The sequence below is a fragment of the Cupriavidus sp. H39 genome (genome assembly GCF_050271075.1).
Taxonomy (GTDB): Bacteria; Pseudomonadota; Gammaproteobacteria; order Burkholderiales; family Burkholderiaceae; genus Cupriavidus; species Cupriavidus necator_B.
Window position 1 is genome coordinate 284,576 of record NZ_CP189847.1, and the last position, 22,424, is coordinate 306,999.

22 protein-coding genes and 4 pseudogenes are annotated in these 22,424 nt (G+C 62.0%); 10 read left to right on the forward strand and 16 right to left on the reverse strand.

The window, feature by feature from the left end; genetic code table 11:
- Window positions 1-154: 154 nt before the first annotated feature.
- The 3 genes and pseudogenes from ACOCMH_RS13680 to ACOCMH_RS13690 all read right to left on the reverse strand — a co-directional run bounded on the left by ACOCMH_RS13680 (window position 155) and on the right by ACOCMH_RS13690 (window position 3,055).
- Window positions 155-1,090: an MBL fold metallo-hydrolase gene (locus ACOCMH_RS13680; RefSeq protein WP_427308817.1), complete on the reverse strand. Its 936-nt coding sequence runs from the start codon at window positions 1,088-1,090 to the stop codon at window positions 155-157.
- Between the two features lie 131 nt (window positions 1,091-1,221).
- A pseudogene (locus ACOCMH_RS13685) lies at window positions 1,222-2,097 on the reverse strand (ISNCY family transposase); the annotation flags it as partial.
- 233 nt (window positions 2,098-2,330) lie between these two features.
- Window positions 2,331-3,055 (reverse strand): annotated as a pseudogene (locus tag ACOCMH_RS13690) (SDR family NAD(P)-dependent oxidoreductase).
- A 396-nt stretch (window positions 3,056-3,451) separates the two neighbouring features.
- On the opposite strand from ACOCMH_RS13690, the gene ACOCMH_RS13695 reads away from it, so the two are divergent.
- A complete protein-coding gene (locus ACOCMH_RS13695; RefSeq protein ID WP_427308819.1) occupies window positions 3,452-4,144 on the forward strand; it encodes an MBL fold metallo-hydrolase in 693 nt (230 codons plus the stop codon).
- 781 nt (window positions 4,145-4,925) lie between these two features.
- On the opposite strand, the gene ACOCMH_RS13700 is transcribed toward ACOCMH_RS13695, so the two are convergent.
- The 5 genes from ACOCMH_RS13700 to ACOCMH_RS13720 form a co-directional block, all read right to left on the reverse strand.
- Window positions 4,926-5,360 (reverse strand): HU family DNA-binding protein, encoded by a 435-nt coding sequence (locus ACOCMH_RS13700; protein WP_427308821.1) that lies wholly within the window; start codon window positions 5,358-5,360, stop codon window positions 4,926-4,928.
- 97 nt (window positions 5,361-5,457) lie between these two features.
- Window positions 5,458-5,706, reverse strand: a complete 249-nt coding sequence (locus ACOCMH_RS13705) for a hypothetical protein (RefSeq protein ID WP_427308823.1) — start codon at window positions 5,704-5,706, stop codon at window positions 5,458-5,460.
- On the reverse strand, window positions 5,703-6,620 hold the full coding sequence (locus tag ACOCMH_RS13710; RefSeq protein WP_427308825.1) for a tyrosine-type recombinase/integrase: 918 nt from the start codon (window positions 6,618-6,620) through the stop codon (window positions 5,703-5,705). The genes ACOCMH_RS13705 and ACOCMH_RS13710 overlap by 4 nt, the downstream gene beginning before the upstream one ends.
- 90 nt (window positions 6,621-6,710) lie before the next feature.
- Window positions 6,711-7,043, reverse strand: a complete 333-nt coding sequence (locus tag ACOCMH_RS13715) for a hypothetical protein (RefSeq protein ID WP_427308827.1) — start codon at window positions 7,041-7,043, stop codon at window positions 6,711-6,713.
- The gene (locus tag ACOCMH_RS13720; protein ID WP_427308829.1) at window positions 7,040-7,825 is read right to left on the reverse strand and encodes a DUF6884 domain-containing protein; all 786 of its coding nucleotides are present in this window, start codon (window positions 7,823-7,825) and stop codon (window positions 7,040-7,042) included. The genes ACOCMH_RS13715 and ACOCMH_RS13720 overlap by 4 nt, the downstream gene beginning before the upstream one ends.
- 546 nt (window positions 7,826-8,371) lie before the next feature.
- On the opposite strand from ACOCMH_RS13720, the gene phaZ reads away from it, so the two are divergent.
- A complete protein-coding gene (phaZ, locus tag ACOCMH_RS13725; RefSeq protein WP_427308830.1) occupies window positions 8,372-9,610 on the forward strand; it encodes a polyhydroxyalkanoate depolymerase in 1,239 nt (412 codons plus the stop codon).
- Window positions 9,611-9,795: 185 nt separating this feature from the next.
- On the opposite strand, the gene ACOCMH_RS13730 is transcribed toward phaZ, so the two are convergent.
- The 5 genes and pseudogenes from ACOCMH_RS13730 to ACOCMH_RS13750 all read right to left on the reverse strand — a co-directional run bounded on the left by ACOCMH_RS13730 (window position 9,796) and on the right by ACOCMH_RS13750 (window position 12,009).
- Window positions 9,796-9,999 carry a cold-shock protein gene (locus ACOCMH_RS13730; RefSeq protein ID WP_427308832.1) on the reverse strand — a complete coding sequence of 68 codons (204 nt, stop codon included), beginning with the start codon at window positions 9,997-9,999 and terminating at the stop codon, window positions 9,796-9,798.
- Between the two features lie 128 nt (window positions 10,000-10,127).
- Window positions 10,128-10,537 (reverse strand): annotated as a pseudogene (locus ACOCMH_RS13735) (PHA-granule associated protein 4).
- A gap of 277 nt (window positions 10,538-10,814) precedes the next feature.
- Window positions 10,815-11,144, reverse strand: coding sequence for an RES family NAD+ phosphorylase (locus ACOCMH_RS13740; protein ID WP_427309219.1), 330 nt, complete (start codon window positions 11,142-11,144; stop codon window positions 10,815-10,817).
- Window positions 11,145-11,268: 124 nt separating this feature from the next.
- A pseudogene (locus ACOCMH_RS13745) lies at window positions 11,269-11,389 on the reverse strand (IS5/IS1182 family transposase); the annotation flags it as partial.
- The gene (locus tag ACOCMH_RS13750) at window positions 11,377-12,009 is read right to left on the reverse strand and encodes a TetR/AcrR family transcriptional regulator (RefSeq protein WP_427308834.1); all 633 of its coding nucleotides are present in this window, start codon (window positions 12,007-12,009) and stop codon (window positions 11,377-11,379) included. The gene ACOCMH_RS13750 and the pseudogene ACOCMH_RS13745, both read right to left, overlap by 13 nt.
- A gap of 61 nt (window positions 12,010-12,070) precedes the next feature.
- Here ACOCMH_RS13750 and ACOCMH_RS13755 point away from each other — a divergent pair, with 61 nt between their 5' ends.
- The 5 genes from ACOCMH_RS13755 (at window position 12,071) to ACOCMH_RS13775 (ending at window position 15,910) form a co-directional block, all read left to right on the forward strand.
- Entirely contained in the window at window positions 12,071-12,259 is a 189-nt protein-coding gene (locus ACOCMH_RS13755) for a hypothetical protein (protein WP_427308836.1), read from the forward strand.
- 34 nt (window positions 12,260-12,293) lie between these two features.
- Entirely contained in the window at window positions 12,294-13,187 is an 894-nt protein-coding gene (locus ACOCMH_RS13760) for an NAD(P)/FAD-dependent oxidoreductase (protein WP_427308838.1), read from the forward strand.
- A 96-nt stretch (window positions 13,188-13,283) separates the two neighbouring features.
- Entirely contained in the window at window positions 13,284-14,147 is an 864-nt protein-coding gene (locus ACOCMH_RS13765) for a class I SAM-dependent methyltransferase (RefSeq protein WP_427308840.1), read from the forward strand.
- Between the two features lie 467 nt (window positions 14,148-14,614).
- On the forward strand, window positions 14,615-14,962 hold the full coding sequence (locus tag ACOCMH_RS13770) for a type II toxin-antitoxin system VapC family toxin (RefSeq protein ID WP_427308842.1): 348 nt from the start codon (window positions 14,615-14,617) through the stop codon (window positions 14,960-14,962).
- Window positions 14,963-15,664: 702 nt separating this feature from the next.
- Window positions 15,665-15,910: a hypothetical protein gene (locus ACOCMH_RS13775; protein WP_427308844.1), complete on the forward strand. Its 246-nt coding sequence runs from the start codon at window positions 15,665-15,667 to the stop codon at window positions 15,908-15,910.
- 137 nt (window positions 15,911-16,047) lie between these two features.
- On the opposite strand, the gene ACOCMH_RS13780 is transcribed toward ACOCMH_RS13775, so the two are convergent.
- Entirely contained in the window at window positions 16,048-16,317 is a 270-nt protein-coding gene (locus ACOCMH_RS13780) for a Txe/YoeB family addiction module toxin (RefSeq protein ID WP_427308846.1), read from the reverse strand.
- A complete protein-coding gene (locus ACOCMH_RS13785) occupies window positions 16,314-16,577 on the reverse strand; it encodes a type II toxin-antitoxin system Phd/YefM family antitoxin (protein ID WP_427308848.1) in 264 nt (87 codons plus the stop codon). Before ACOCMH_RS13785 ends, ACOCMH_RS13780 begins: the two co-directional genes overlap by 4 nt.
- A gap of 874 nt (window positions 16,578-17,451) precedes the next feature.
- Between ACOCMH_RS13785 and ACOCMH_RS13790 the strand changes: the two genes are divergently transcribed.
- The 3 genes from ACOCMH_RS13790 (at window position 17,452) to ACOCMH_RS13800 (ending at window position 21,816) form a co-directional block, all read left to right on the forward strand.
- Window positions 17,452-18,102, forward strand: a complete 651-nt coding sequence (locus ACOCMH_RS13790) for a response regulator (protein WP_427308850.1) — start codon at window positions 17,452-17,454, stop codon at window positions 18,100-18,102.
- Window positions 18,102-21,017, forward strand: coding sequence for an ATP-binding protein (locus ACOCMH_RS13795; RefSeq protein WP_427308852.1), 2,916 nt, complete (start codon window positions 18,102-18,104; stop codon window positions 21,015-21,017). Before ACOCMH_RS13790 ends, ACOCMH_RS13795 begins: the two co-directional genes overlap by 1 nt.
- Window positions 21,018-21,318: 301 nt before the next feature.
- Window positions 21,319-21,816, forward strand: coding sequence for a glycine zipper domain-containing protein (locus tag ACOCMH_RS13800; protein WP_427308854.1), 498 nt, complete (start codon window positions 21,319-21,321; stop codon window positions 21,814-21,816).
- 183 nt (window positions 21,817-21,999) lie between these two features.
- On the opposite strand, the gene ACOCMH_RS13805 is transcribed toward ACOCMH_RS13800, so the two are convergent.
- Complete coding sequence (locus ACOCMH_RS13805; RefSeq protein ID WP_427308856.1) at window positions 22,000-22,356, reverse strand: hypothetical protein; 357 nt, start codon at window positions 22,354-22,356, stop codon at window positions 22,000-22,002.
- Window positions 22,357-22,424 lie beyond the last annotated feature (68 nt).

Sequence of the window (22,424 nt, forward strand, 5' to 3'; positions counted from 1 at the left end):
TACCGCGATCGGATCACTGGATGGGAAGGTTTCTCGCAACGCCTCGTCCAAGGCTTCTTCCTGGTGCTGCTCGTCAGTGGGGTGTCCTGCGGACTCTGCAGGATGACCGAGTTCAGGTGCGGGCATCGTGGCCACTTTGCGATCCCCCTTCGATTCACAAGCCGTCAAAGACAAGTTTTGTGAAGAAGTTGCCGTCAATAACAAAGCCTCCGTATTTTGCGTCGTACGCGGAGGTGGGTTTGGTCGCCTGAATTTCTTCGAGGGACTTGCCTTGTTTCTTCATCGCTGCGACCTTATCGCGTATGTCGGCCAACATGGCTCGCCATTGCTTCAAGTCGGTCTTGTTACTGGCCACACCGTGGCCCGGCACGATAATGGTCTTATCAGTGCTGGCCTCGATGGCCTTGTCAGCCCATTTGATGGCATTGTTAATGCTGCCACCATGTTTATTATCGATAAAAGGATAATATGGATGCCAGTACGTATCGCCCAGTATCAGCACGTCAGCTTTCTGGGCATACACCCACAAGTCACCGTCGGTGTGGCCGTTGCCGAAATTCTGCATGTGAAAAGTCTCACCGCCGAATTTAATGGTCTTGCTACCCTTGACCAGGACTGTGGGCCGACCTGCTGCCGGCAACGGCTTGAAAGTGTAATTCCAGTCCTCAACACGGGTTTGTTCCCCCAAATGGTGTGCGGTCTGGGGGGCGCCGACGATTGTCGCGCCAGCCTCATGCATCCAGACGTTGCCGTCCGAATGGTCCCAGTGGTAATGGGTATTCACCAAGTATTTCAGGGGTTCTGGGCCGATCGCGCTCAGGGCAGAAAGGATCTTATCCTTGGACACCGAAATTCCTGAGTCGACGACAAACTTGCCCGCGGGGCTGTTGTAGACGATGATGTTGCCGCCAGAACCGGAGAGCATCGTCAGGTTTCCCCTCAGTTTGTCCGACTTGACCTCGGCCTTAGCAGTGGCCTCATTGATTTTAATGACGGGACTATCTGCTCCGGAAGAAGGCTGCATCGTGAAGAGTCCAATGCACACTAAAGCGGTTCGAGAGGCATATCGCAAAGTCTGCTGATTGTTCATGGCAAGCGCTCCGTCGGATGTGTTCTGTGAGCAACCAGAATAGGCGGGCGGGTGCTAATTGACGCGTTAAATCTTGGTAGGAGTTGTTAGCCATATTGACGGTCCAGTCTCATCGAATTGAGTCTCAGCGCGTTGAAGTCAGCGATGAAGTAGGGCGCAAAGGCGTTGGCGGCGGCCATCGCGCTGATCCTGCGCAGCCGCAGTTCCTTGACCAGCCGGTCCTGCAGCGTGCCGTTCATGCGCCCCACGCGGCCCTTGGCCGGGCTCGAATTGGCACACAGGATGTCGATATTGAGCTCGAACAGCGCGCGCCCGAACTGGGTGTAGCCGCGGCCTTCGGCGCTGTCCTTGGCGTTGACGCGGAAGATGCCGGCCTTGTCGGAATAGAACGCCAGTGGCTTGCCGTGACGCTCGACATAGGCCCGCGTGGCGGTGAAGTACGCCGGCGTCGATTCGGTCGGCACGAACAACAACTGCATCAGCCGGCCCGTGGCATCGTCGACATAGACCTGCAGCGTGCACGCCGGCGCCCGGTCCTCGAACCAGGCGTGGTCGCTGCCATCGATCTGCACCAGCTCGCCCAGGCAGGCGCGGCGGTTGCGCGGCTGGTGCACCTTGGGCGGGCGCAGCTTCCTCGGGACCCAGAAGCCGGCGTCGATCATGATCCGGCGTACCGTCTCGGTGGCCAGGTCGATACCATGGCGCTCCCTGAGCTTCTCGGCCGCTAGGGTCGGACCGAAGTCGGCGTAGCTGTCGCGGATCAGGCCGCGGACGCGCGACTCCAGCCCGGGCGGCAACTGGCGATGACCCGGAGCGCCTTGCCGGCCATTCTGTAAGCCTGGCGCACCTTCGACCTGGTACCGACGAAGCAAGCGCAACGTTTGCCGTGTGCTGAGTCCCAGCCGAGCCGCCGCAATCCCGGTCTTCAGGTGACCGTCTGCCAGGGCCTGCAAGACCTTGAGCCGGTCCAATTGGCGCATCGTCATGGTGATCGTGTCCGATCGCATGGCGGCTCCCTGGCTGGCTCAAGGCCGTACAGGTTACTCGGGTCAACTCGGACATTTGAATCTGGCTATAAACGGACATTAGAATCTGGCGCCAACATCCACTGTCCAGGCGGTTTTGAAAGGTCGTCCCTGCCGCTAAATTCAATCTATGGTCAGCCCTTTTTGTGCGGGGTTGAATGCACCATTCCCACCGCGTGAGACTGATGCATCACAATTTCACCATGCCCATGCCGTCATTGCTCGGCATAGTTCCACAGTAATCCGCCGTCGCTATATAACGTGGCACCCGTGATGTAGTCAGCTTCTTTGCTTGCCAGGAAGGCCGCCAAGCCAGCAACCTCTTCCGGCATGCCCAGCCGACCAAGCGGGATGTTTTCCAGAAGCCTCGTCATTTCGGCGGTATTGCTTTGCAGTTGACGATTCATCGGCGTGCCGATCGCTCCCGGCGCGATGTTGTTGACAGTGATTCCAATCCTCCCTTGCTGGCGCAATAGCTTGTGAAGTGCGGGAATGGCAAATCTTCGTGGACAGAACTGATATTAATGATCTTGCCCCCGGCGCCGGCCTCGCGCCTGTGGCGGGCGAACGCTTGGGCGAGAAAACAAGGTCCTTTCAGGTTTGTGTCCATGACGCGGTCATAGTCGGCCTCGGTCATGTCCAGGAGCCCGGCTCGAATCTCGATCCCGGCATTGTTGACCAGCACGGATAGGTGGCCTGCTACGTTCAGGGCTTCTTCGATCATGTGCCTGGCATCGACAACCTTACTGACATCCCCTGCCACTAACCATGCACTGGCGCCGGCATCGCGAACCGCTTGTGCAGTCTGCTCCGCGCCTTCGTTCAGCGTATGCACGGCCAGCACCACGCCGGCCCCTGCCTGGGCCAGCCGCAAGGCAATCGCGCGGCCGATGCCGCCGTTACTGCCCGTAACGAACGCATTTTGACCTGATAGCTTCATTGGATCTCACTCCCATGTGCCAACCGACGACGGGCGTATGACGGTAGGAGCTACCAGTGTCGCGTTAGTTCGGAACTGCATACGGGTCGTGGTGTGTCCCGCCGCCCTTTCAGATCCGAGAGACCGTAGCGGCCGGCTCCGACGGGCAACCGTGGTATCCCCCTGGGCAAACTCGCGGCACGCCCCAGGTCGGCACCCAGGCACCCGGCTACTACCGGATGAAATTAGGCAAGTTCGAGGTCCGCACTGTCGGACGGCACCGTCAACGTACCGATCGGCAAGCTGCTCAAGCATGCGTCGCACGAGCACATCGCGTCGCTGCAGGCGCGGAGCTACCAGTCCACGGAGCCCGAAACCTCGATCAACGCCTTCCTGATCAACACCGGCCAGCAGCTGGTGCTCGTCGATGCCGGTGCGGGCAGCCTGTTCGGTCCGGGCGTCGGCGGCAAGCTTCCGGACAATATCCGCGCCGCCGGCTACCAGCCCGAGCAGATCGATGCGGTGCTGTTGACTCATATCCACGTGGATCACTCCGGCGGGCTGGCGGTCGACGGCAAGGCCGTGTTCCCGAACGCCGTGGTCTACGTCGACCGCCGCGATGCCGATTTCTGGCTCAACCCCGCCAACGCCGCAAAGGCGGCATCCGGTCAGCGGCATAACTTCGCGCAATCGGAAGCGGTATTCGCGCCATACCTGAAGGCTGGAAAGGTCCGGCCCTTCGACGGGGAGCAGGAACTGTTCCCCGGCATCCGTCCGGTGCGCATGCCGGGCCATACGCCGGGCCACGCGTTCTACGAGATCAGCAGCGAAGGGCAGCGCCTGCAACTGTGGGGCGACACCATCCACGCGCAGTACGTGCAGTTTCCGGAGCCGGGCGTGGCCATCTATTTCGATGTGAATGCCACCGCGGCGGTGAAGATGCGCAAGCGGGCGATGGCTGACGCCGCGGCTAAGGGCTATTGGGTGGGCGCGGCGCATATCTCGTTCCCGGGCCTCGGGCATGTGCGGCGCCAAGGCAAGGGCTACGCATGGGTGCCGGCCGAGTACAGCATGGGACGAGAAAAGGCGGAGGTGGGCGCGTCGCACTGACACCCGCGCCTGGCGCGGCGAATCGAGGGGATGGCGACGATGATGCCGGATGACGGCAGGCGCAAGCCGTCACATCGCTCCCCTCGCCAGTTGCCGACCGCCTCCCCTTGCCGTTCCCCATGGGTCCCGCAAAGCACCATGAATGCAGCACGGTCGTGCTCCGGACAAGCAGGCCTGCAATTGTTGGCACTGGTGTGTCATTGCCAAACAGCACCGAATAGAAATAGGCTATCGAGGCGGCCCCAGTCCGACCAGCACAAAGGAGTTCGATCTGCCCAACCACAAGGCAAAGCCAAAGGCGTGGGGTCGCCTGAGTAGACCGATAGTCGGACGAGGCAAATGCTACACAGTCAACGAGGGACGCCTTCCAGATAAGGCCGTTCCGGCTTGGGAGCAGTCCGTAGTGGGCAGGGCGGCTCGAAGGGCGATTCAGGGGGCGTAAGGCGCTATCTCGGTAGGGGCGATCCTCCGATCGCACCGCGGTTTGTCGCGCCGAACTGCGAACAGAGCAGGGGCCGTGAGAAGAGCTCTTGGATCATGTACTGGCTGCTGCGGGTGGTAACGAACCGCAAGCATGGTCGCTGTAACGCAGATACGGAACCGACTAACAGGGCAAGCGGCCAGACCATGACAGGCCTAAACAATGACGCCACCGTAAGTTGTGGCCTATCATCACCTAGTCTTGCTGCCTTCCACGAGGAAGCGTGAGCAGTTCCGACACACGTTACCAAAGGAAAAGCCTGGCATTGCCAGGCTCTCTGCTTGAGGGGCTGGGCCCGTATTACAGGGCCGCGTCCTTCAGCTTCTTCAGCGGGCGAACCTTTACCTTGACCGACGCCGGCTTGGCCGCGAACCACTGGTCCTGGCCGGTGAATGGATTCTTGCCAAAGCGCTTCTTGGTGGCGGGGACCTGGATGGCCGAAACCTTGAACAGGCCCGGCAGGGTGAACTCGCCCGCGCCCTTCTTGTGGATCGCGCTGACCATGGTGTTCTCCAGATGAGCCAGCACGGTTTGAACGGCCTTCTTGTCCAGCTGGGTCTGCTCGATCAGGTGTGCCAGCAGGCTCGACTTGTTGAAGGTGTCCTTGATCGGCTTCGCGATCGGAGCGCCGTTGGTTGCAGCCTTTTTGGCAGGAGCAGCTTTCTTTGCCGGCGCAGCCTTCTTCGCTGCGGCCTTCGTTGCAGTCTTTGCGACGGGTTTCGCTTTCGTGGCCATAGTTCGTATAGGTTAAAGGTGTGCGTCTGCACAGATTGCGGCGCGGCGCACCGTCGAAGAATATCAAAAGCGGCCACGCATGCAAGTGGATTTTGCCTCAATACGCCTTCGAACGTGCGGCGCGACGGATGCGTGCGGCCGCAGCCCGCGGGCTGTCCGCCACCTGGCTCCAATCATGGTGCCACCAGGCAATGACGGCTGCCGCCGCCGCGGCGTCCCTGGCGCTCAGGACCATATTGACCTCGTCGGCGACGGCAGCCCACCACGCCTCGCCTTCGCGGTCGCTCGCTCTGGGGTCGATCGCGCGTCGATAGATGGCTTTGGCGGCGTCCAGCGGGATGCTCATGGTTGGTCTGCGTCTTCCGATTCGATAGTTGCCGCGATGCGGTCGCAGGTGCGGCGGCTCGCCAGCCCCAGCATGCGGCGGACATTCTCACGGGACAGACCCGCTAGCAGCTGGCGCCGGCAGAAGGTATTACGCAGGGTGCGCGGGCTCGGCTCCGCGCCGGTGAATCCGATGGCTTCAAGCGCTGCGGCCACGATCCGGCCAAAGCTCATATCCGTGATAGGTCGGCCTTCCGGCGTCAGCGTGAAGAGTAGGTCGCCCTCGATGGGCAGTGTCGCACGCCGGGCCAGCCAGGCGCGCAGCAGCTGCACGGCGAATTCTTGCAGATGCACGGTGCGGGCATCCCGCGGCCCATGCGCCGGTACGAAAAGATAGGGCGGACTTGCGTCGAGCTGCAGATCCACCACGCGTGCGGCCCGGGCCTCTGACGCCGTGATGCCTGTCGCGAGAAGGATGGCGACGATCGCGCGCGAGCGCAGGCTGGCCAGGTCCTCGGCAGGCGCCTCCAGGAAGGCCTGCAGGCGCGCATCCTGGGCCGCGTCCAGGTACTGCGGCGTTGGCTCCCGATCAGGCCATCGCTCGGCAGCAAGCAGCGCGGCCGCCGGGTTGTCGTGCCGGACACTGGAAGAGACCAGATGCCGGCACAGGCGATCCAACAGCTTGACGTATCGCACCCGGGTTGCCTGGGAGTAGGACCGCGCCTCGGGGCTCTGCCAGAACGCGTCGATATCGTCGGCGCCGAATGAGGGGATGCTGGCCCCGCGCGAAATGAGGTGCCTGCGGAAGTGCTCGAACATCGCCTGATGCTGGACGATTGAGCGCGCAGCGAAGGGCCGACGATCTGCGCCGGCGGCTTCCCTAGCTTGCCAGTCGCTATAAGCCAAGGTGGGGTTGGTGAGCCAGAGGAGGTCCATTGGTTCCATGCCTGTTGTTATATACTGAAATCGGCTTCGCCCATACCCCTGCCGCCTCCTCGAGGCGGGTAAAGCCTGCAGAGAAGGGCGTCAGAACCGTATCCGACCATACCGGTTGCGCCGTTCCTCGATCCTCGCGCGCGTGCGCGCGTACCGCGGATAGCTGCCGTCGAGCATGTCGGCAATCTTCTGCAAGGCATGGTCTCTGGAGAAGCAGCAGGCGCAAAGGCTTTCGTCTGCGCAAAAGCGCAAGACCTCCTGAAGCAGCTCGTAGCGCCGCTCTGGTGGAAAGCTCAAATTGCCCACCTTCGCCCAAGCACGGAAGCCGGTGTAGGTGAGGGCGAGTAGCTGTGCCGGCTTATCGTGGCCCACTTGGCTCAGTTCGTTGGCCAGGGCTTGAAGTTGGCGATCAAATTCATTCATGCCGGCATCTCCGTCGGATTAGAACGCAGATTGCACACGGCGACCCAGCGTGGATAGACCTTTGTGCGGCCGCCGATGACCTCTTCGACCACGACTTCGGCAGTGGGCCCCCTCGGTCCGTCAAAGAGTGCCAGGACCTGGGCCTCGCGCACGGGCAGATGTGGTGCTGCCCGGTAAACCACGTTGACGGTGGCGCCTGCTTCGATCCAGCCGTAGCGGCGATAGAGTGGGGGGCCGTTGGGATGCTGGCCGATCCGATCGCAAAGCGTCGGTGTTAGGCCGTCGAGGAGGGCGCCGAGCTGGGAGCGCTGCGTGCCGATGCCGCCGGTGGTTTCCTTCAGGTCCGGCAGTGCCACGCCATACCGGCGGGCCAGCGCGGCGTGCATGACGCGGCTGACGCGGCTGACTCGGCTGACTCGGCTGACTCGGCTGGGCCAGTCCTCCGGCCGCAGGTAAATCTGCAGGTCGTTCCACATCTGGTCGGGACGCTGGGGCGTCATGCGCTGATCGTAGGGCACGATCTCGGTGTGCGCCGCCAGAAAGCCGTGGCGGGCGGACAGTATCAGGACGGTCGGTGCCTCATTGCCGCGAACATGTGCCCGGTACGATTCGTACATCACGCCGCGGTATAGGTCGATGGCGCGCGCATCCCGATCGAGTTTCGTGCCCGAGCAGGCCATCAGGAGCAGGGCCGGCTCGCCGGCATCGTTACGGGGTTTGGGGGCGAGGGGCAAGAGGGAAAGCTGAGTGGTCAAAAGCATGGGCGTGGAATCGCGTTGCATGCTTTTCACTTTACAGACCCACCACCAATGTCAAGGCAACCGCGCGCCACCGCTCCGCCGACTGCGCCTGGCCATGGTGCCCACCCAGTCAAACGCTTCCTTATCGAAGGGTACGCAACCTGGTATTGATTGCGTTCACGTCGAATCCCGCCGGATCGAAGATTCCAACGAGCCACGTTCGACCAGTGGTGTCACGTCCGGCAGTTCGATTCGTAGGGTGAGGCAGGCTCTTCAGCATGGTTTACAAGGCCACTGATGGCAACGAGGTCATCTCGACGTCAGCATCCGTTCGTTGGAGCCGTTCTCGGCAAGAATCTTTTCAATCGTGCCGAGCACCTCGGCCGTTTGGATTGCAACGGCTTGGTCGATGGTCTTTGGCGACCCCTGTCCAACGAGATAGACCGTACCCCAGCATTGCCAAGACGACGTATATTGAAACTCAGCCCAGCCCCGTCACTCCACCGTCAGCAGCATTGTTGCCGCGGCTCATGGCGGCAAGGCAACGTCGGGTAGCAATGCCCATTTGGCATTTCCGCTGGAGGTTTCATGCTGCTGTATCAGTTTTTCGAGTACCAGCGCACACTCCTTTCGCCGTTCACCGCCTGGATGAAGAGTTCGGCGAAGGCGTTAAGCGATTCTGACAGCCCGCTGGCTCAACTCCCGGGCGCTTCATGCTTTGCCGCTGCGTATGAAATTTTGTACCGTCTCGGGGACACCTGGGAGAAGCCGACGTTCGGTATCTCCGCAATCCAGCGTGACAACCATGTCATTCCTGTGGTCGAGGAAGTAGTGCTGGACGCGCCGTTTTGCCGCTTGCTGCGCTTTGCAGCCGCCCCTGTCGCGGCCGATGACGCCTTGCAGTCGTCAACGCCGCTACTGGTTTGTGCGCCATTGGCCGGGCATCACGCGGTCATGCTCCGTGACGTCGTGCAGGCATTTCTGCCCGAGCATGTGGTGTATGTGACGGACTGGCAAGATGCGCGCGACGTGCCGATTGCGGAGGGGCCATTCCGCCTTGAGGACTATGTGACGCAAGTACAGAGCTACATCCACTGGATTGGCGCGGAGCCGCTACATGTCCTTGCAGTTTGCCAGGCGACCGTGCCAACTTTGGCCGCGGTTTCCCTGCTGGCGAGTGGGGGTGAGCCGACCCCGACCAGCCTGACTTTGATCGGCGGCCCGGTCGATGCGCGCCGCAATGCCTCGGCCATTGACCGGCTGGTTGCGTGCCACCCCCTTGCGTGGTTTCAACGGAACCTGATCCACACGGTGCCCGATCCCTATCCCGGGGCAGGCCGTGACGTATACCCAAGCTTTCTTCAACTCGCTGGCCTTTGGGGAGCGCAGCCGTGTCGTCTGCTGCAGGTCCATTACGACTACTACTTGGATCTCATGCGGGGTGAGGCCGAACATGCCGCGATGCACCGGCGTATTTTCGAAGCGAATCTAGCCTTGCTTGACATCGCGGCCGAGTTCTACATTGACACCGTCGAGATCGTGTTCCAGGAGTTTCGTTTAGCGCGCGGCGATTGGCGCATACACGGCGAGGCCGTACGACCGCAGGATATTCGCACCACCGCACTGCTGACAATCGAAGGCGATCGGGACACGATTTCCGGCCGCGGCCAGACCCAGGGCGCGCACGATCTATGCCGACGGATCTCCGCCCATGACCAACGGCATGTGATGGCGCGTCAGTGCGGCCATTACGATCTGTTCAGTGGGCCCCGATGGCGCACGGAAGTTTATCCCCACATCCGTGCCATGATCAGAGAGGGAACTTGAGGGCCGCCTCAATGAATAGATGGCGCAGTAGCTCCGCGGGGTGGCCACATAGCCGAAAATCCGGATTGTGGAATCGGGCGGGTACTCACCTGAACGGGCCAGTGGGCAGACCGCATGGGAACGACGTATCTCACGCGCTGGCACGAAAGCTCCAGCGCTGTGCCTGATGGCCAGGGGCGCTGCGCTTATAGTTTGCGGATCTTTGCCGCTTGCAGGCCTTTGGGTCCTTGCTTGACTTCAAATTCGACCTTTGCGCCTTCATCTAACGACCGGTATCCCGAACCTTGGATTTCCGACTGATGGGCAAACAAGTCTGCGCCACCATCATCTGGCGTGATAAATCCAAAACCCTTTTCGTTGTTGAACCACTTCACAATACCAGTCGCCATTTCGTCCTCAAATTTTGGTGAACAAAGGCTTGCTGAAGAGCCCCCTCGGGGTCGCTGCCAAGATATGGCGGAATGCACTACGGCGCAGCGAACTGTCAGCATAGCCGAGGAGAAGCGCATGCTGCATCTTAGGGTTTACCTTTGGGCCAGAGGCCGATGGTGAGACAAGGCAGCAAGACGGCAACTGCGCTCGTGCTTCGCTCACTGGGCCAAACGGTATCGACGTCCCATAGTAAATGCCCAGCCAGGATGTAGTCTCCGAACTTCATGGCCTTTGTCTCCAAGGCCGTCAATTCGACACCGGTCATTGCTTCCAGCGAGAATAAGCAATAAAGATTCGCTGCCGAAACGACACCTTGGGGCGACGCAGGCCTGCAATGAGTGCGGCGAGCGACTGCACAGCGATGTTCTCATGCCTGCGATATGTCACACGTACGCCGATCTTCTGCCCTAAGCGTCCGAGGTCATTAGCATCTTGCCAACCAGACTCATAGTCGAGTTAGACTAGCGCTACCCCCTGAATATCCAAGAGTCTAATGGCTTAACGGGCCTTGCAACGGCCAGTACCGTCCGGTGTGTACTACTCGAAGGGCTGCCTCTGGAAGGGCAGGAGCTGACGCTGCCGCCGCTCGGTGCCACGGCGACGCGGTCCGGCTTTTCGCATCCCCGGCCTTGCCGGCGATCAGTTGTCTTCATCATCGAAGCGGCAGGCCGGTGGAGGAGGTGGTCACGAATCTTGTACCGTTGTCCGTCAGTCTTCTCCCGCTTCAACGGCTCTTTAAAGCTACCTTATTTCGACGGGTGGACTTGCCCATTTAAATACGGGATCTTTGCTCGCTGGGTAGCGACAGGATGCGTGGATCGTGGTCTACCCGTCGAGCGCTTACGATGCGTGCCGCTTCCGCGTCTGGATGCGCGGGATTGAACAGATAGTTAGATGCAAATGGCACAAGCACGCTGGGCACTTTCAGCAGCACGGTCGAACGCGATGCGAGCCATTCTGTGCCTGCGTTTCTGGACCAACTATTGTCGCTTTTCCAGTCTGCGGGGAAGTCCGGGATTTCAGCGACAGGGATGGCGTCGCCTACCTCAATCTGGAGCAGTTGATACTGCTTAGGGAGATCTCCTTTCAGGTGAAGGGAGATTCAGTTTGCGCCTGCTGTAACGGTCGCTGTCCCGACCCTTCTCTGTCGTTCCACTTGGGCCGCCATAGCGGCCGCTATCGTGTGTAAAGCGGCCTCTGCCTGCCCGCGCGGACGGCTTTTGCGCTCATGCAATGGTCTCGCCCATCAGTCGTCCACGCATCATCCATAGGTTGCTCAAGGGCGAACAGCGTATACAACTGCTGCGTGTTCTTCATCGGCCGCGATGGCATCTTTAGATGCCACCGTGCGCGGCGATGAACATGGCGACGGCCGACCGGCAATAGGATTCGATTTCGTTGTCGTCCTCTGCTCTCGCCTCGTCGAAGCGGGCGATAAGCAGGAGATCGGATCCTTTGAAAAGCGCGGCAAACAAGCGGGCGGACTGGCGAGCATCGGGTACATTCAGAATCGCTTTCGCGTGCAACTGACGCAACACCGCCTCGATTTGGGCGATGACATGGGCGGGCCCTGCTTCGTAATGGAGCTTGCTTAACGACTTTTGGTTCGTCTTGTCGGCCAAAACCATGGCTTCGACACTGCGGACGTCCGGGCTCAACAGCGTGCGAAGCAGCGATGACCCCACCGCCATGAGCTGATCTTCGGCCGAACCGTCGACGCCTTCAAAAAGAGCCTGCGGTGCAAACTGCTCGCAGCGGGCCGTCATGGCCGCGCTGAACAGCGCCTCCTTGTTCTCGAAGTGCCGATAGATGCTTAGCTTGGATATCTTCGCCCGCTGGGCGACCTTGTCCATGGTCGTCGCTTGAAAATCCAGTTCCACGAAGAGTTCGCAGGCGGTGTCGACTATCGTTTGGCGAAGCGCCTCGTTGGCGGGCCGGCCGCGCCGGCCTTGGCTGTTTTCGGTCACGACAATTCCGGTACTTGACAGTATTTAAATTCTTGTACTCCGATACCACGGAGTATCGTAAATGTGCAAGCCAACGGTAGGTTTTAACCGGTTGTCCAAATCAGCTTTCCACTGGCCGCCCGGCGATAACGAATGCGGCATTGTCCGGCCGGTCAATACAGCCATGGGCAACTTTCTAGCCAATGCCGAAGCCCTGCTCGCTGACCGTCTCAAGCGCTTATCTCCGGACGTTATTGCGCAACAGGCCTAGCCGCCCCTCTATCCGCAACACGGAGCCCATCACCATGAATGACGTCATCATCATCGGCGGCAGCTTTGCCGGCCTCGCCGCCGCCCTGCAGCTCGGCCGTGCCCGCCGCAAGGTCACCGTTCTCGATACCGGCCGGCCGCGCAACCGCTTTGCCGGCCACTCGCATGGCCTGCTCGGCCACGATCACAAGCCGCCGCTGGACATCCTAGTCGAGGCGCGGCAGCAGCTCGCACGCTATCCAACGATCAGGCTGGTCAATGCCCGGGCCGAGAGCGTGTCTGGCGCCATCGACGATTTCTGCGTCGTCACTGACGATCACGAAAGCCTAAGGGCGCGCCGCCTCATCCTGAGCTATGGCGTAGCCGACCAGATGCCTGATGTTCCGGGCTTTGCCGAAAGCTGGGGCACGTCCATCGTGCCCTGCCCCTATTGCGACGGCTTTGAAGTCGCCGGCCAGCATTGGGGCCTCCTCTGGTCCGGCCCACAGTCGCACCAGTCTGCCAGGCTGTTCCGCGATTGGACTGACAAGTTGACTGTCTTCGCCGATGGTCATGACATTGCGGCCGATATCCAGGCCGATCTGGCGCACCGCAACATACCTGTCGTCGATGGCCGGATCGTCGAGATCGCCCATCACGAGGGCCATATCACCACCGTCAATCTCGATACCCGCCGCAATGTCGCGGTCGACGTCCTGTTCGCTCATCGGAGCAACAAGCCGTCCGCCAGCCTGCATGAATCACTGGGCCTCGCCACGGTCGATACGCCCACTGGCATCGTCCTCAAAGTCGACGAGCGCCGCCAAACCAGCATCCCCGGCATCTACGCCGCTGGCGACCTCGCCACGCCCTTTTTGCCGTCGGTCACCCAGGCATCATCGCAGGGCGCGATGGCGGGTATCTTCGCCCAGCAGTCGATGGTTGTTTGAGAGCACAAATTCCTTTCTCCCGTTGCGTCGTCGCCTTCGATAACTTTGGCGTAGATCGGCGCGGTGAAGGACGGATCGTCGAGTCAAGGAGATGACATGGCAGGCCAAAGTGCAGACCAGGTCGGTGACTGGAATGGTCAAAGCGGGGAGCGCTGGGTCGCCAACCAGGCCCGGCTCGACGCTATGGTGGCGGTGTTCGGCCAGGCCGCGATAGAAGCCGCCGCGCCCGCGACGGTTGAGCGCGTGCTGGACATCGGCTGCGGCGCGGGCGCGTCGAGTCTGGCTCTCGCAGCCCGCGTCGGCGCAGGGGGCCAAGTGCTGGGCGTTGACATATCCGAGCCGCTGATCGGCCGAGCGCGCGCGCTTGCGCAACAGGATACGCCGGCCCTGTTTCAGGTGGCCGACGCCAGCAGCGCAGAGCTGCCCGAGGGCGCGTTCGACATCCTGTTCTCGCGTTTCGGGGTGATGTTCTTCGATGATCCGATAGCGGCGTTCGCCCACATGCGACGCGCGCTCCGGCCGGGCGGGCGGGTCGCTTTCGTCTGCTGGCGCGGCGCGGCCGAGAACGATTGGGTGCGCCTGCCGATGGGCGCGCTCAAGGGTATCGTCCCGCCGAGCGCGCTGCCCGATCCCGAAGCGCCCGGCCCGTTTTCGTTCGGCGACCGGGGGCGCGTGGCAGGCATCCTGACGGCGGCCGGCTTCACCGATATTGCTATCGCCCCCTTCGACGCTTTCGTCCCGTTCGGCGAGGGCGGGACGCGGGACGCTGCGATCGACGACGCGGTGAAGATGACACTCGAGGTCGGCCCGTTGTCGCGTGCGCTCGCTGATCAGCCCGACGACATCCGCGCCCGCGCCTCGGCCGCAGTTCGTGCCGCCTTCGCGGGCCTCCCCGGCGAGCGGTCGGTGATGATCAACGGCGCGGCGTGGATCGTCATGGCACGCAATCCGGTAGGCTGACAGGGATTAAACAGGGAGACGCCCCGCTCGGTGGATTGGGGGTTTTTGGCCGGCCAAATTGATGTGCCTCCAAGCTTGGAAGCCGCCATTAGTAGCAAGAGGCCTCGATGGCGAGGTACAGGCCGCTTCTGGCCGGTCTCGATCCGCTGACCATTTGGGACCGGACTCTGCAGCTTCAGAAGCGACTTCCGACCCGTCTCTGCCGTCCAGCGACTCAACGCCGAACGGCCGGAGTGGTAGATTTTCCGTCAATCGGTAGCGTTAGACTGTCCCCGTGCGCGGCCCGAATGACCGTTCGCGGGCTGCTCAACGGACTGATTATTGCCGATGCCCAGGGGCGGATTATCCGTACACGCACTGGCGCCGGCATGGCTTACCCCGCTGATCGGACCGGTTGATGCCGATTTCGAGTCGGCAGCGGTCACCCAACCTGCGGGACAGGACCGCCCAGGACTGGATGTGTTCGAATGAAATATCTGCTCGATGCTAACGCAGTGATTGCGATGCTCAAGGGAGAGCCGACCATGCTTGAACGACTGCGTGCGCACCTGCCATCCGATTTCGGGCTGCCCTCAATTGTTGCCCATGAGCTGTTCTATGATGCCTACAAGAGTCAGCGGACAGCTGCGAACCTGGCACGCATCGAAGCGTTGCAGTTCGAGGTGGTACCGTTTGATGCTGAGGACGCTCAGCATGCTGGAGAGATTCGCGCCCCGCTGGCGGCGGTCGGTACGCCGATCGGCCCTTATGACGTCTTGATTGCAGGGCAGGCGAGGGCGCGTAACCTGATTCTCGTGACGCACAATATCAGGTAGTTCGCCCGCGTCGCGCAACTGACGGTCGAGGATTGGCATATCGGTCACTGATTCGCACGCTGTCTCCGACCGGGAATCCCGTACTTAGCAATCTCTCTGCTATCCATCAGAGCGATGGCAATGCGCTGGGGCTGCGCATGAGGAACGGGTTCATTCATAAGGTCCAGTTGCGCCTTGGCAGATGCCCACAACGAAGGGCAGGCCACGCGGCGGCTATTTAAACATAACGCCCGTAGTGAAATTTTGCCGGCTGCTGGGGCGTTATATTTGATGGAGAGGCGAGCCGGCTGCGGTTGCAGCCAGTGGCTCACTCCGCCGTCGGCGCGCGGACGCTGGGGGCAGGAGCAAAGTCGAAATGGGCCGCGGCATACATGGCATTGCACGCCCAAACCTCTTCGCCATGCTTATAGAAGGCGACCCATTTGCCGTCGCTGACGCAGAAGGCGCCAGGGAAGACTTCGGCATGGCCGTTCGGACCGTCTAGCGGAAAGGGCGCGTGCGGCGTGGCCCAGTAATGGCCGCGTGGTAGGGGCGCAATCGTCTTTGGCATCTCATCAGGCCCGGTGTGGTGTCACAGGCGAGGCGGTCCCGCCTCGCTATGGCGAAATCGCGGCGCTGTCAATCCTGCAACGGCGTAGCATCACGCAGCGGCATCTTGGTGTAGTCTCGCCAGCCAACTACTCCTGCTATCCGGCAATTCCCATGGCGCGACACCTTCAATTCCTGGCCCGTGCATTCCTCGTCGGCGCCATCATTGTGATCGTCGCCATTGTCTCCCGACAAGTATATCTGCGCAGCGAGGCAGAGCCTGATGTGGCCGATGCGGATGCGGAACCTGCAACATTGATGCTGATTCGCTGCGAGACGATGCACGATCGCCTGCAGAGTGAGCACAATTTCGCTGTAGAGGCAGACACGCGGCCTCGTGCGCGTTGTCGGGAGTCCTGAGTTCGGCGAACGAAGATCTAAAGCACCCAGTGAACAAAGAAAAGCCCGCTGCGAGCGCGGGCTGGAATCCCTTGGGTGAAAGGGAGGAGATGGGAGCGAGTATGAAACCTAGAAGTTGCGTCAGGCGGTTATAGCGCTTACTTGTCGCCGTAGTGAAGCCGACAAGCGATGATGGTCAGTTCATCGTCGTTGGAAAAATACACTAGGCGGTTGCTGTCGTCGATGCGACGCGACCAGTAGCCCGACAGGTTGCCTTTCAGCGGCTCGGGCTTGCCAAGCCCGTCGAACGGTTCGCGTTGGGCGTCCTGGATTAGGGCATGGATGCGCTTGAGAGTTTTCTTGTCTTGGCCCTGCCAATAGACATAGTCCTCCCAAGCATCGGTCATAAAGGTCAGCTGGCGCCTCATTCAGCGTCCGCGTCGATCAGGTCGTGCTTCTCAGCCATGCCAGCGCGGTGCTGCTGAATCGAACGCAGCAGGCGCGCTGCGTTAGCCGGCGAGCTGAGCAAGTGCATTGTTTCCATCCAGCTGTCGTACTGCTCCTGCGACATGATGACCACATTTGGCGCGTCGCGGCGCGTGATGAGCACCGCGTCGTGGTCGTCAATGGCTCGGTCCATGACGGCCTTTAGATTGCTGCGGGCGTCGGAAAAATGGATGGTACGCATACTGCACTCCTCAAATGACTGGTACTATAACTTGTACAAGTATAGCAAATCTGCGTGCAGGAGGTTCGGAGCCACATGGGCATGTAGCTGTCAGTCAGCTATGAGGCCATCTGCGCGGGCGGGATAGCGCAGTGCCGAAATGGTCGCAAGGGGATGTGAGTCTTCTTTCAAACGCACGGCTCCGGCCGACTTTCCGCTAGCGGAAGTCTCATCGACCGACAAGGGCAGCATGCAGTGCAACGTGTCGCATTCATGATTGTTTTTCCTCAACCCGTCACGGACCGTTAGCACTCCGCTCTGCGAATGACCGAAGTTTGGTTGCGAAGCCGCCGTTCCCGATCTCCCTCCGCCCATTCGGCTCAGCTTGAAAGTAGAGGCGCTAGAAACGGGAGAAGAGCCTCCGGCGGGCTGACTTGCAAACAAGCTGCAGGCGTCTCCGCACTGTAGCCGTTCTTCGTGTATCTAGCGGTACTGCACGCATCCCCGCAACAGGCATGTGAACCGCAAGCAACCAAAGTGCTCCCGGCAGTTGCACATCCATCAGTCCTGCAGGCCGCGGCAGTAAGGTTTACCTGGACCGGGCCGTTACCCTGAAGACGCCGTCGGCGCCCTCAGAGGTTTGTGGCCTGTGCGGGCCGTGGGACGATTAGTCAAGCAACTGACCCGATTCGTCAAATGGACGTGTGGGCCAATTGGTAGAATCGCGAGCCCTATTGCAGTGCTGGTCCCCCCGCTGGTCGCGCCACCCCCGGTTCATTCATTGTGCCTTTGAACGAGCGAAGGCATTTCTCGCCTCAAGGCCGGACCATCCATTGCAGGCTGTAGTAGCAGATACCCTCCCGGAGCCGATCCGGGGTGTGGAGAATTAACGCGCATGCCACCACGTACCATATCCGCCGTGATCGCGGACGATCACCCGGTGATTCAACTCGCCGTCAAGACCACGCTGTGCGAGATCCCGAATGTCCAGGTTTCCGCGATGTGCGCTTCCGGCAGGGAGCTGTTCGCTGCCCTGGAGGCGCACCGGCCCGATTTCATTGTTACGGATTTCACTATGGGACGTTCCGACGAGAGCGATGACGGACTTCGCTTGATCCGGCGACTCAGGCAGTCCAGCCCCGATATGCCGATCGTTGTCTTTACGATGCTGACCAACGGCGGTCTGCTCACGCGCATCCAGGAGACCGGTATCGCCGGCATCGTGGGGAAGAACGAGGACCCAGGCATCCTGCGGCAGATCTGCATTGATGCGATCTCCGGTCAGGGCCTGCGCTTGTCGCCGGGGATATCGGCCAGGATGTCGAGCGCCGGCGCGCTGGCAGGCGCAAGCGCCAGCGCGCTGTCGCCGAAGGAGATCGAAGTCGTTCGGATGTTCGCCGCGGGAAGCACCGTCACCGCAATCGCCGGATACCTCCACCGCACCCTGGCAACCGTGGCGACACAGAAGCGCTCGGCCATGCGCAAGCTGAACATCACCAGCAACGCGGACCTCGTCGCGTACGCGCGCGACAACGGTCTGACCTGATGCAGGACACGTTCGAGCCGTCGCCCGACCTCCGCGCCGTTGAGGGGAATCTGCAGCGGGAGCGCCGGGTGTTCTCGCTGGTGATTGTGTTGCTGGGGCTGCTTGCCGTCGCAATCGCCTCCACGGGCGTGTTCGTTCGGCTCAACGGCTCGCTGCGTGCACAGGAGCAGGTGGCCCGCCTGTATGAGCAGGGTGTCGTCGATGCCGTCCTCGAACGCCGAAGCACACTGGCCGCGAGCAACCTGATCCTGGAGCTGCGTGCCAATGGCACGCTTGCGCACTCACCGGACAGCCAGGGCGGTCGCTGCACGCAGATCTTTCCATCCGCGCCGGCCGACTACGTGCTGCAGCAGAGCTGCGACCAGGCGGTTCGCACGCTGATTGCCGCCAGCCAGAGGCCGTCGATCGAAATGATCTCGATCGCCAGCGGTGAGACATATCGTTATGAATCGCCCGATGCATCGGGATCGGCCGCGCGGCCGATGCCGCCGATGCCGCCGGCACTCATCACCAGGACGATCCTCGATCGCTTCCGGAGTCGCGATATCGATGTTCTCCAGGCCGCGAGGGAAAAACGCGTCGAATGGCTGGGCGTCCCGGCCGGTGCGGCAGGCGCCGATCCGGAGATGGTTGGCGCATCGCTGGTCGCGAAGGGCGACACGCTCTACGCGGTCGTGCTGACACGCATCCCGCTGCACGAGCTACTGCGGCCTGCCGGGCCCTACCTGTCGATCCCCGAACCGATCGTGTTCGACAGCCTTGGTACTCCGCTCGTCGCGGCCGGCGCACAGGCCAACACGCAACACCTGGATGCCAGACTGGAAGCGCGGCCGGACGGAATATTCCACTGGGTCCCGGACTATGGCTGGGCAGTGCGCCGCCCGCCACTCGTGGCGGATTTCGGGCACCTGATCTTCGCGCTCCCGATCGGGCATCAGATTCAGGAGATGACGGAGGAACTGATTGTCATCGGCGCAATTACAGCCGTGCTGATTGCATTGCTGTTCGCGATGTACCGCTACTGGAACTATCGCTTCCTGACCGGCACTTATGCGGACGCGGCGCGTGCGCAGCGGCTCTTGCATGAAGCCCGGCTCGCGACCGAAGCGGCCGCCAGGGCCAGGGTGGCCTTCTTCGCGTCGATGAGCCACGAGATTCGCACGCCGCTTGCCTCACTGCTGGGGAACATGGAGCTCGTCGCGATGGGGCCTCTGGAGCCGGAGCAGCGGATGAGGGTGGGCGCGATGCAGGTGTCGGCCGAGGGGTTGCTGCAGATCGTCAACGACGTGCTCGATTTCTCGAAGATCGACGTGGGCGCACTGAGCATCGAGGTACAGTCCGTATCCCTCACAGAGCTGCTCGGCCGCATCGCGATAGCCCATGCCCCGCTTGCCGCGCAGCGCGGACTGGGCTTCCTGGCGGTGTACAGCAGCCGCATTCCCTCGCAGCTCGATCTCGATCCCCTGCGCCTGACCCAGATCGTCAACAACCTGCTTGGCAACGCGTTCAAGTTCACCCAGGCGGGCAAGATCGTCCTGCGCGCGCAATGGCTGGAAGGGAATCTGGAGATCATTGTCGCCGATACCGGCATCGGCATACCGGATGAGTACCAGGACCGGCTCTTCCAGCCGTTCTCCCAGGTCGCCGACAATCGAATCGCCCAGGCGCGGGGAACCGGGCTGGGCCTGTCGATCTGCATGCGGCTGGTGGAACGGATGGGTGGTCGCATCATGCTGGACAGCACCCTGGGCGTGGGAACGCGCGTCATGGTTCGCCTGCCACTGGGCGTGTCCGACGCGGTGCCGCCCCCGTTGCGTCCAGGCTTGCCGCCGAACCGGACGCTGGTGCTATGCCGCGAACCCGAGTGCATCGAGGGATTGCTGAACCATTTCGACTGGGGCGCGTGCCAGCCGTCGGCGCGCTCAAACCTGGATGAGCCCGTGGATGCAGACAGCTATGACTGCCTGCTGGTGACCGAGGCCTTTGATCCTGGGCACGTCATGGCCTGGTGGCCGAAGCCGGCCTTGGTCGTCTGGCTGAAGCAGTTGGGACCTCTGGTTGCGACGACACGGCCGGATGGCGGCCGCGAGGTTTCCAGCTATAGCCTCGCGGGCATCCATGCAGCAGCGCTGGCCGTCATCACCGGAGCACAGCCATCGAAGAGGAGCGAGGAAGGCCCTGTCGTGCGCCCCACATCGCCGCTTGCGGGCCACGCCGTGCTGATCGCGGAAGATAACTTGCTGAACCGGAATCTGCTGCGCGACCAGCTTCGTGCGCTGGGCGCGAGAGTCGTCGTAGCGGGCAACGGCATGGAGGCCATGGCGGCACTGAGCGGGAACCGCGTGGACGCGGTCCTGACCGATATCGACATGCCCGTCATGAACGGCTTCGACCTGCTTCAGGAAATGAGGCACGCCGGCATCGACATCCCCGTCTATGCCGTGAGCGCAAGCGCGTGGCCCGAGGATGTCGCCGAAGGGCGGACGAGGGGATTCACTGGCTATCTGACCAAGCCGGTGTCTCTCGCCGCGCTGGCGTCGGTTCTGGCACGCGGTGACGATGGCGTGCGCCATGAGGAGGTGGAGCAGACAGCCGCATCGCCCGGTGACGATGATCTCCCCGAGTTGCCACGGATTCCTGCCGGGTATGTCGAAGCATTCCTCGCCCAGACCGGAGCGGATCTCGACCAGTACGACGCGATTCGGGCCGCACGGGAAGTGACTGGGCTGGCGCAACTGTTGCACCGCATCGCGGGCGGCCTGGCGGTCGTCGGGCCGTCAGAACTGGCCGAGCTGTGCGAAGACCTGCACGACTACGCCGCGGATGCCGACGGCTGGGACGACGAGATCGAGCTTCAGTCCGCGTATATCGCAAAAGGCCTCAGGCAGTTGTGTGAATGGGTGTCCGCAGCCTAGCAGCATTGCCGGCCCGCCTCTTTCCATTTCCTATGATTGCGATCGCACCCGTGCGCAGTCAGCATTGAGGGGACGGGAACTGACAGTCTTGGCAAGCACCCGTCTTGGGTATTTTCCCAGGCAAGACCTCGCAGTTTGCCCGCCTCTTCGACGGGCATTTCTTCCTTGGCCAGGGACAAGCGGCGCAGCGTCGGCTGCCACCGCCGGATGTCGTCACGCCTGGGCGTGCACCGGTATCACCGGGGCATGACGGACCGACGCCCGTGGGCGCCCCGGACCTGGCACCTCATCAGGAGAGTTAATGAGCAATCGTCCACACTTTGCGCTTGCCGCGTGTACGGCATTTGTTCTGATGTCGGGCGCGGTACCCGGCACGGCGCGGGCTCAGACCATGCTGCAGAAGCCCTGCGCCTATCCGGCGCGAGGGCAATCGGCGTATCAACAGACCCATGACGATGGCGCGTGCTACGGCTGGGCCAGACAGCAGACCGGCATCGATCCGTACCGGGTGGCAAGCGCGCCGGTTCCGGTCATCGTGCCCGGTGGTGCGCGTGTACGCGGCGCGGCGGGCGGCGCTGCTGCCGGCGCTGTGGTGGGCGCGATCGGCGGCGACGCGGGCAAGGGCGCCGCGGCGGGCGCGGCAGTCGGAACCATCGCGGGTGGCGTGGCGCATCGCCAGCAACGCCGCCAGGCCGTTGCCGCCAGTGCACAGGTGCAAGCCAGCAATGACTGGGCCATGACGTCGTACTGGCAAGCCTGGCGGGCCTGCATGACGGGCCGCGGCTACTCGGTGCAGTAAGCGCTGTTGTCAGGTGGACCGTGCTGAAATGGCCGGTCCACGGTGGCTCAGTGCGCCAGCCAGTAGAGCCCTGAAATCCTACAATCGCGATCCACTACAGAACAGCGCAGGCTTGCGCGCTGGCGGTGACGGTCAGGCTCACGCGCGCATCATTGCGCAACAGCACGCACAGGTAGCCGCCCGTCAAATCCTCGGGGGGGGATCATCCGGCCACAGGGGCGGAAGCGGCACCGTGGAGGTATGTTGCGCACCGGCGCCGGCATCGTCCCAGGTGATTGCAATGGGCCGCTCGGGCTTCTTGCCGAGGAAGCAGAACGAAGGCGCGGATTGCGATTGGCGCAACGCGGGCCCGGTCTCGCAATGGCTGGCGCGCACCGCCAGCACATAGTGATCGGTCCGATTGACGGCGACGAGCTTCGTCCATGGCCACGGCTCCTGGAACGGGCTCAAGGTCTCGGCGGTCGGGATTGCGCACCCGGACAGGGCGCTGGCGGCTGCGACGGCGACGAGGCCCGCAACGATAGGGGAAACAGCATTCATTGGGCTCTGCGGGTCGGGCGATCCTGGACTACACCCGAGCGATGTACGACGGGGAACAGGGTAGGTCG

What these genes read in the sequence shown, in the direction of transcription:
- ACOCMH_RS13795 (WP_427308852.1), top strand. Translation starts at nt 18,102, where the DNA reads ATGCAGGACACGTTCGAGCCGTCGCCCGACCTCCGCGCCGTTGAGGGG.
- ACOCMH_RS13805 (WP_427308856.1), bottom strand. Translation starts at nt 22,356, where the DNA reads ATGAATGCTGTTTCCCCTATCGTTGCGGGCCTCGTCGCCGTCGCAGCC.
- ACOCMH_RS13780 (WP_427308846.1), bottom strand. Translation starts at nt 16,317, where the DNA reads ATGAGGCGCCAGCTGACCTTTATGACCGATGCTTGGGAGGACTATGTC.
- phaZ (WP_427308830.1), top strand. Translation starts at nt 8,372, where the DNA reads ATGCTGCTGTATCAGTTTTTCGAGTACCAGCGCACACTCCTTTCGCCG.
- ACOCMH_RS13785 (WP_427308848.1), bottom strand. Translation starts at nt 16,577, where the DNA reads ATGCGTACCATCCATTTTTCCGACGCCCGCAGCAATCTAAAGGCCGTC.
- ACOCMH_RS13790 (WP_427308850.1), top strand. Translation starts at nt 17,452, where the DNA reads ATGCCACCACGTACCATATCCGCCGTGATCGCGGACGATCACCCGGTG.
- ACOCMH_RS13700 (WP_427308821.1), bottom strand. Translation starts at nt 5,360, where the DNA reads ATGGCCACGAAAGCGAAACCCGTCGCAAAGACTGCAACGAAGGCCGCA.
- ACOCMH_RS13800 (WP_427308854.1), top strand. Translation starts at nt 21,319, where the DNA reads ATGAGCAATCGTCCACACTTTGCGCTTGCCGCGTGTACGGCATTTGTT.
- ACOCMH_RS13720 (WP_427308829.1), bottom strand. Translation starts at nt 7,825, where the DNA reads ATGCAACGCGATTCCACGCCCATGCTTTTGACCACTCAGCTTTCCCTC.
- ACOCMH_RS13755 (WP_427308836.1), top strand. Translation starts at nt 12,071, where the DNA reads ATGTGCAAGCCAACGGTAGGTTTTAACCGGTTGTCCAAATCAGCTTTC.
- ACOCMH_RS13760 (WP_427308838.1), top strand. Translation starts at nt 12,294, where the DNA reads ATGAATGACGTCATCATCATCGGCGGCAGCTTTGCCGGCCTCGCCGCC.
- ACOCMH_RS13775 (WP_427308844.1), top strand. Translation starts at nt 15,665, where the DNA reads ATGGCGCGACACCTTCAATTCCTGGCCCGTGCATTCCTCGTCGGCGCC.
- ACOCMH_RS13680 (WP_427308817.1), bottom strand. Translation starts at nt 1,090, where the DNA reads ATGAACAATCAGCAGACTTTGCGATATGCCTCTCGAACCGCTTTAGTG.
- ACOCMH_RS13730 (WP_427308832.1), bottom strand. Translation starts at nt 9,999, where the DNA reads ATGGCGACTGGTATTGTGAAGTGGTTCAACAACGAAAAGGGTTTTGGA.
- ACOCMH_RS13705 (WP_427308823.1), bottom strand. Translation starts at nt 5,706, where the DNA reads ATGAGCATCCCGCTGGACGCCGCCAAAGCCATCTATCGACGCGCGATC.
- ACOCMH_RS13715 (WP_427308827.1), bottom strand. Translation starts at nt 7,043, where the DNA reads ATGAATGAATTTGATCGCCAACTTCAAGCCCTGGCCAACGAACTGAGC.
- ACOCMH_RS13765 (WP_427308840.1), top strand. Translation starts at nt 13,284, where the DNA reads ATGGCAGGCCAAAGTGCAGACCAGGTCGGTGACTGGAATGGTCAAAGC.
- ACOCMH_RS13770 (WP_427308842.1), top strand. Translation starts at nt 14,615, where the DNA reads ATGAAATATCTGCTCGATGCTAACGCAGTGATTGCGATGCTCAAGGGA.
- ACOCMH_RS13710 (WP_427308825.1), bottom strand. Translation starts at nt 6,620, where the DNA reads ATGGACCTCCTCTGGCTCACCAACCCCACCTTGGCTTATAGCGACTGG.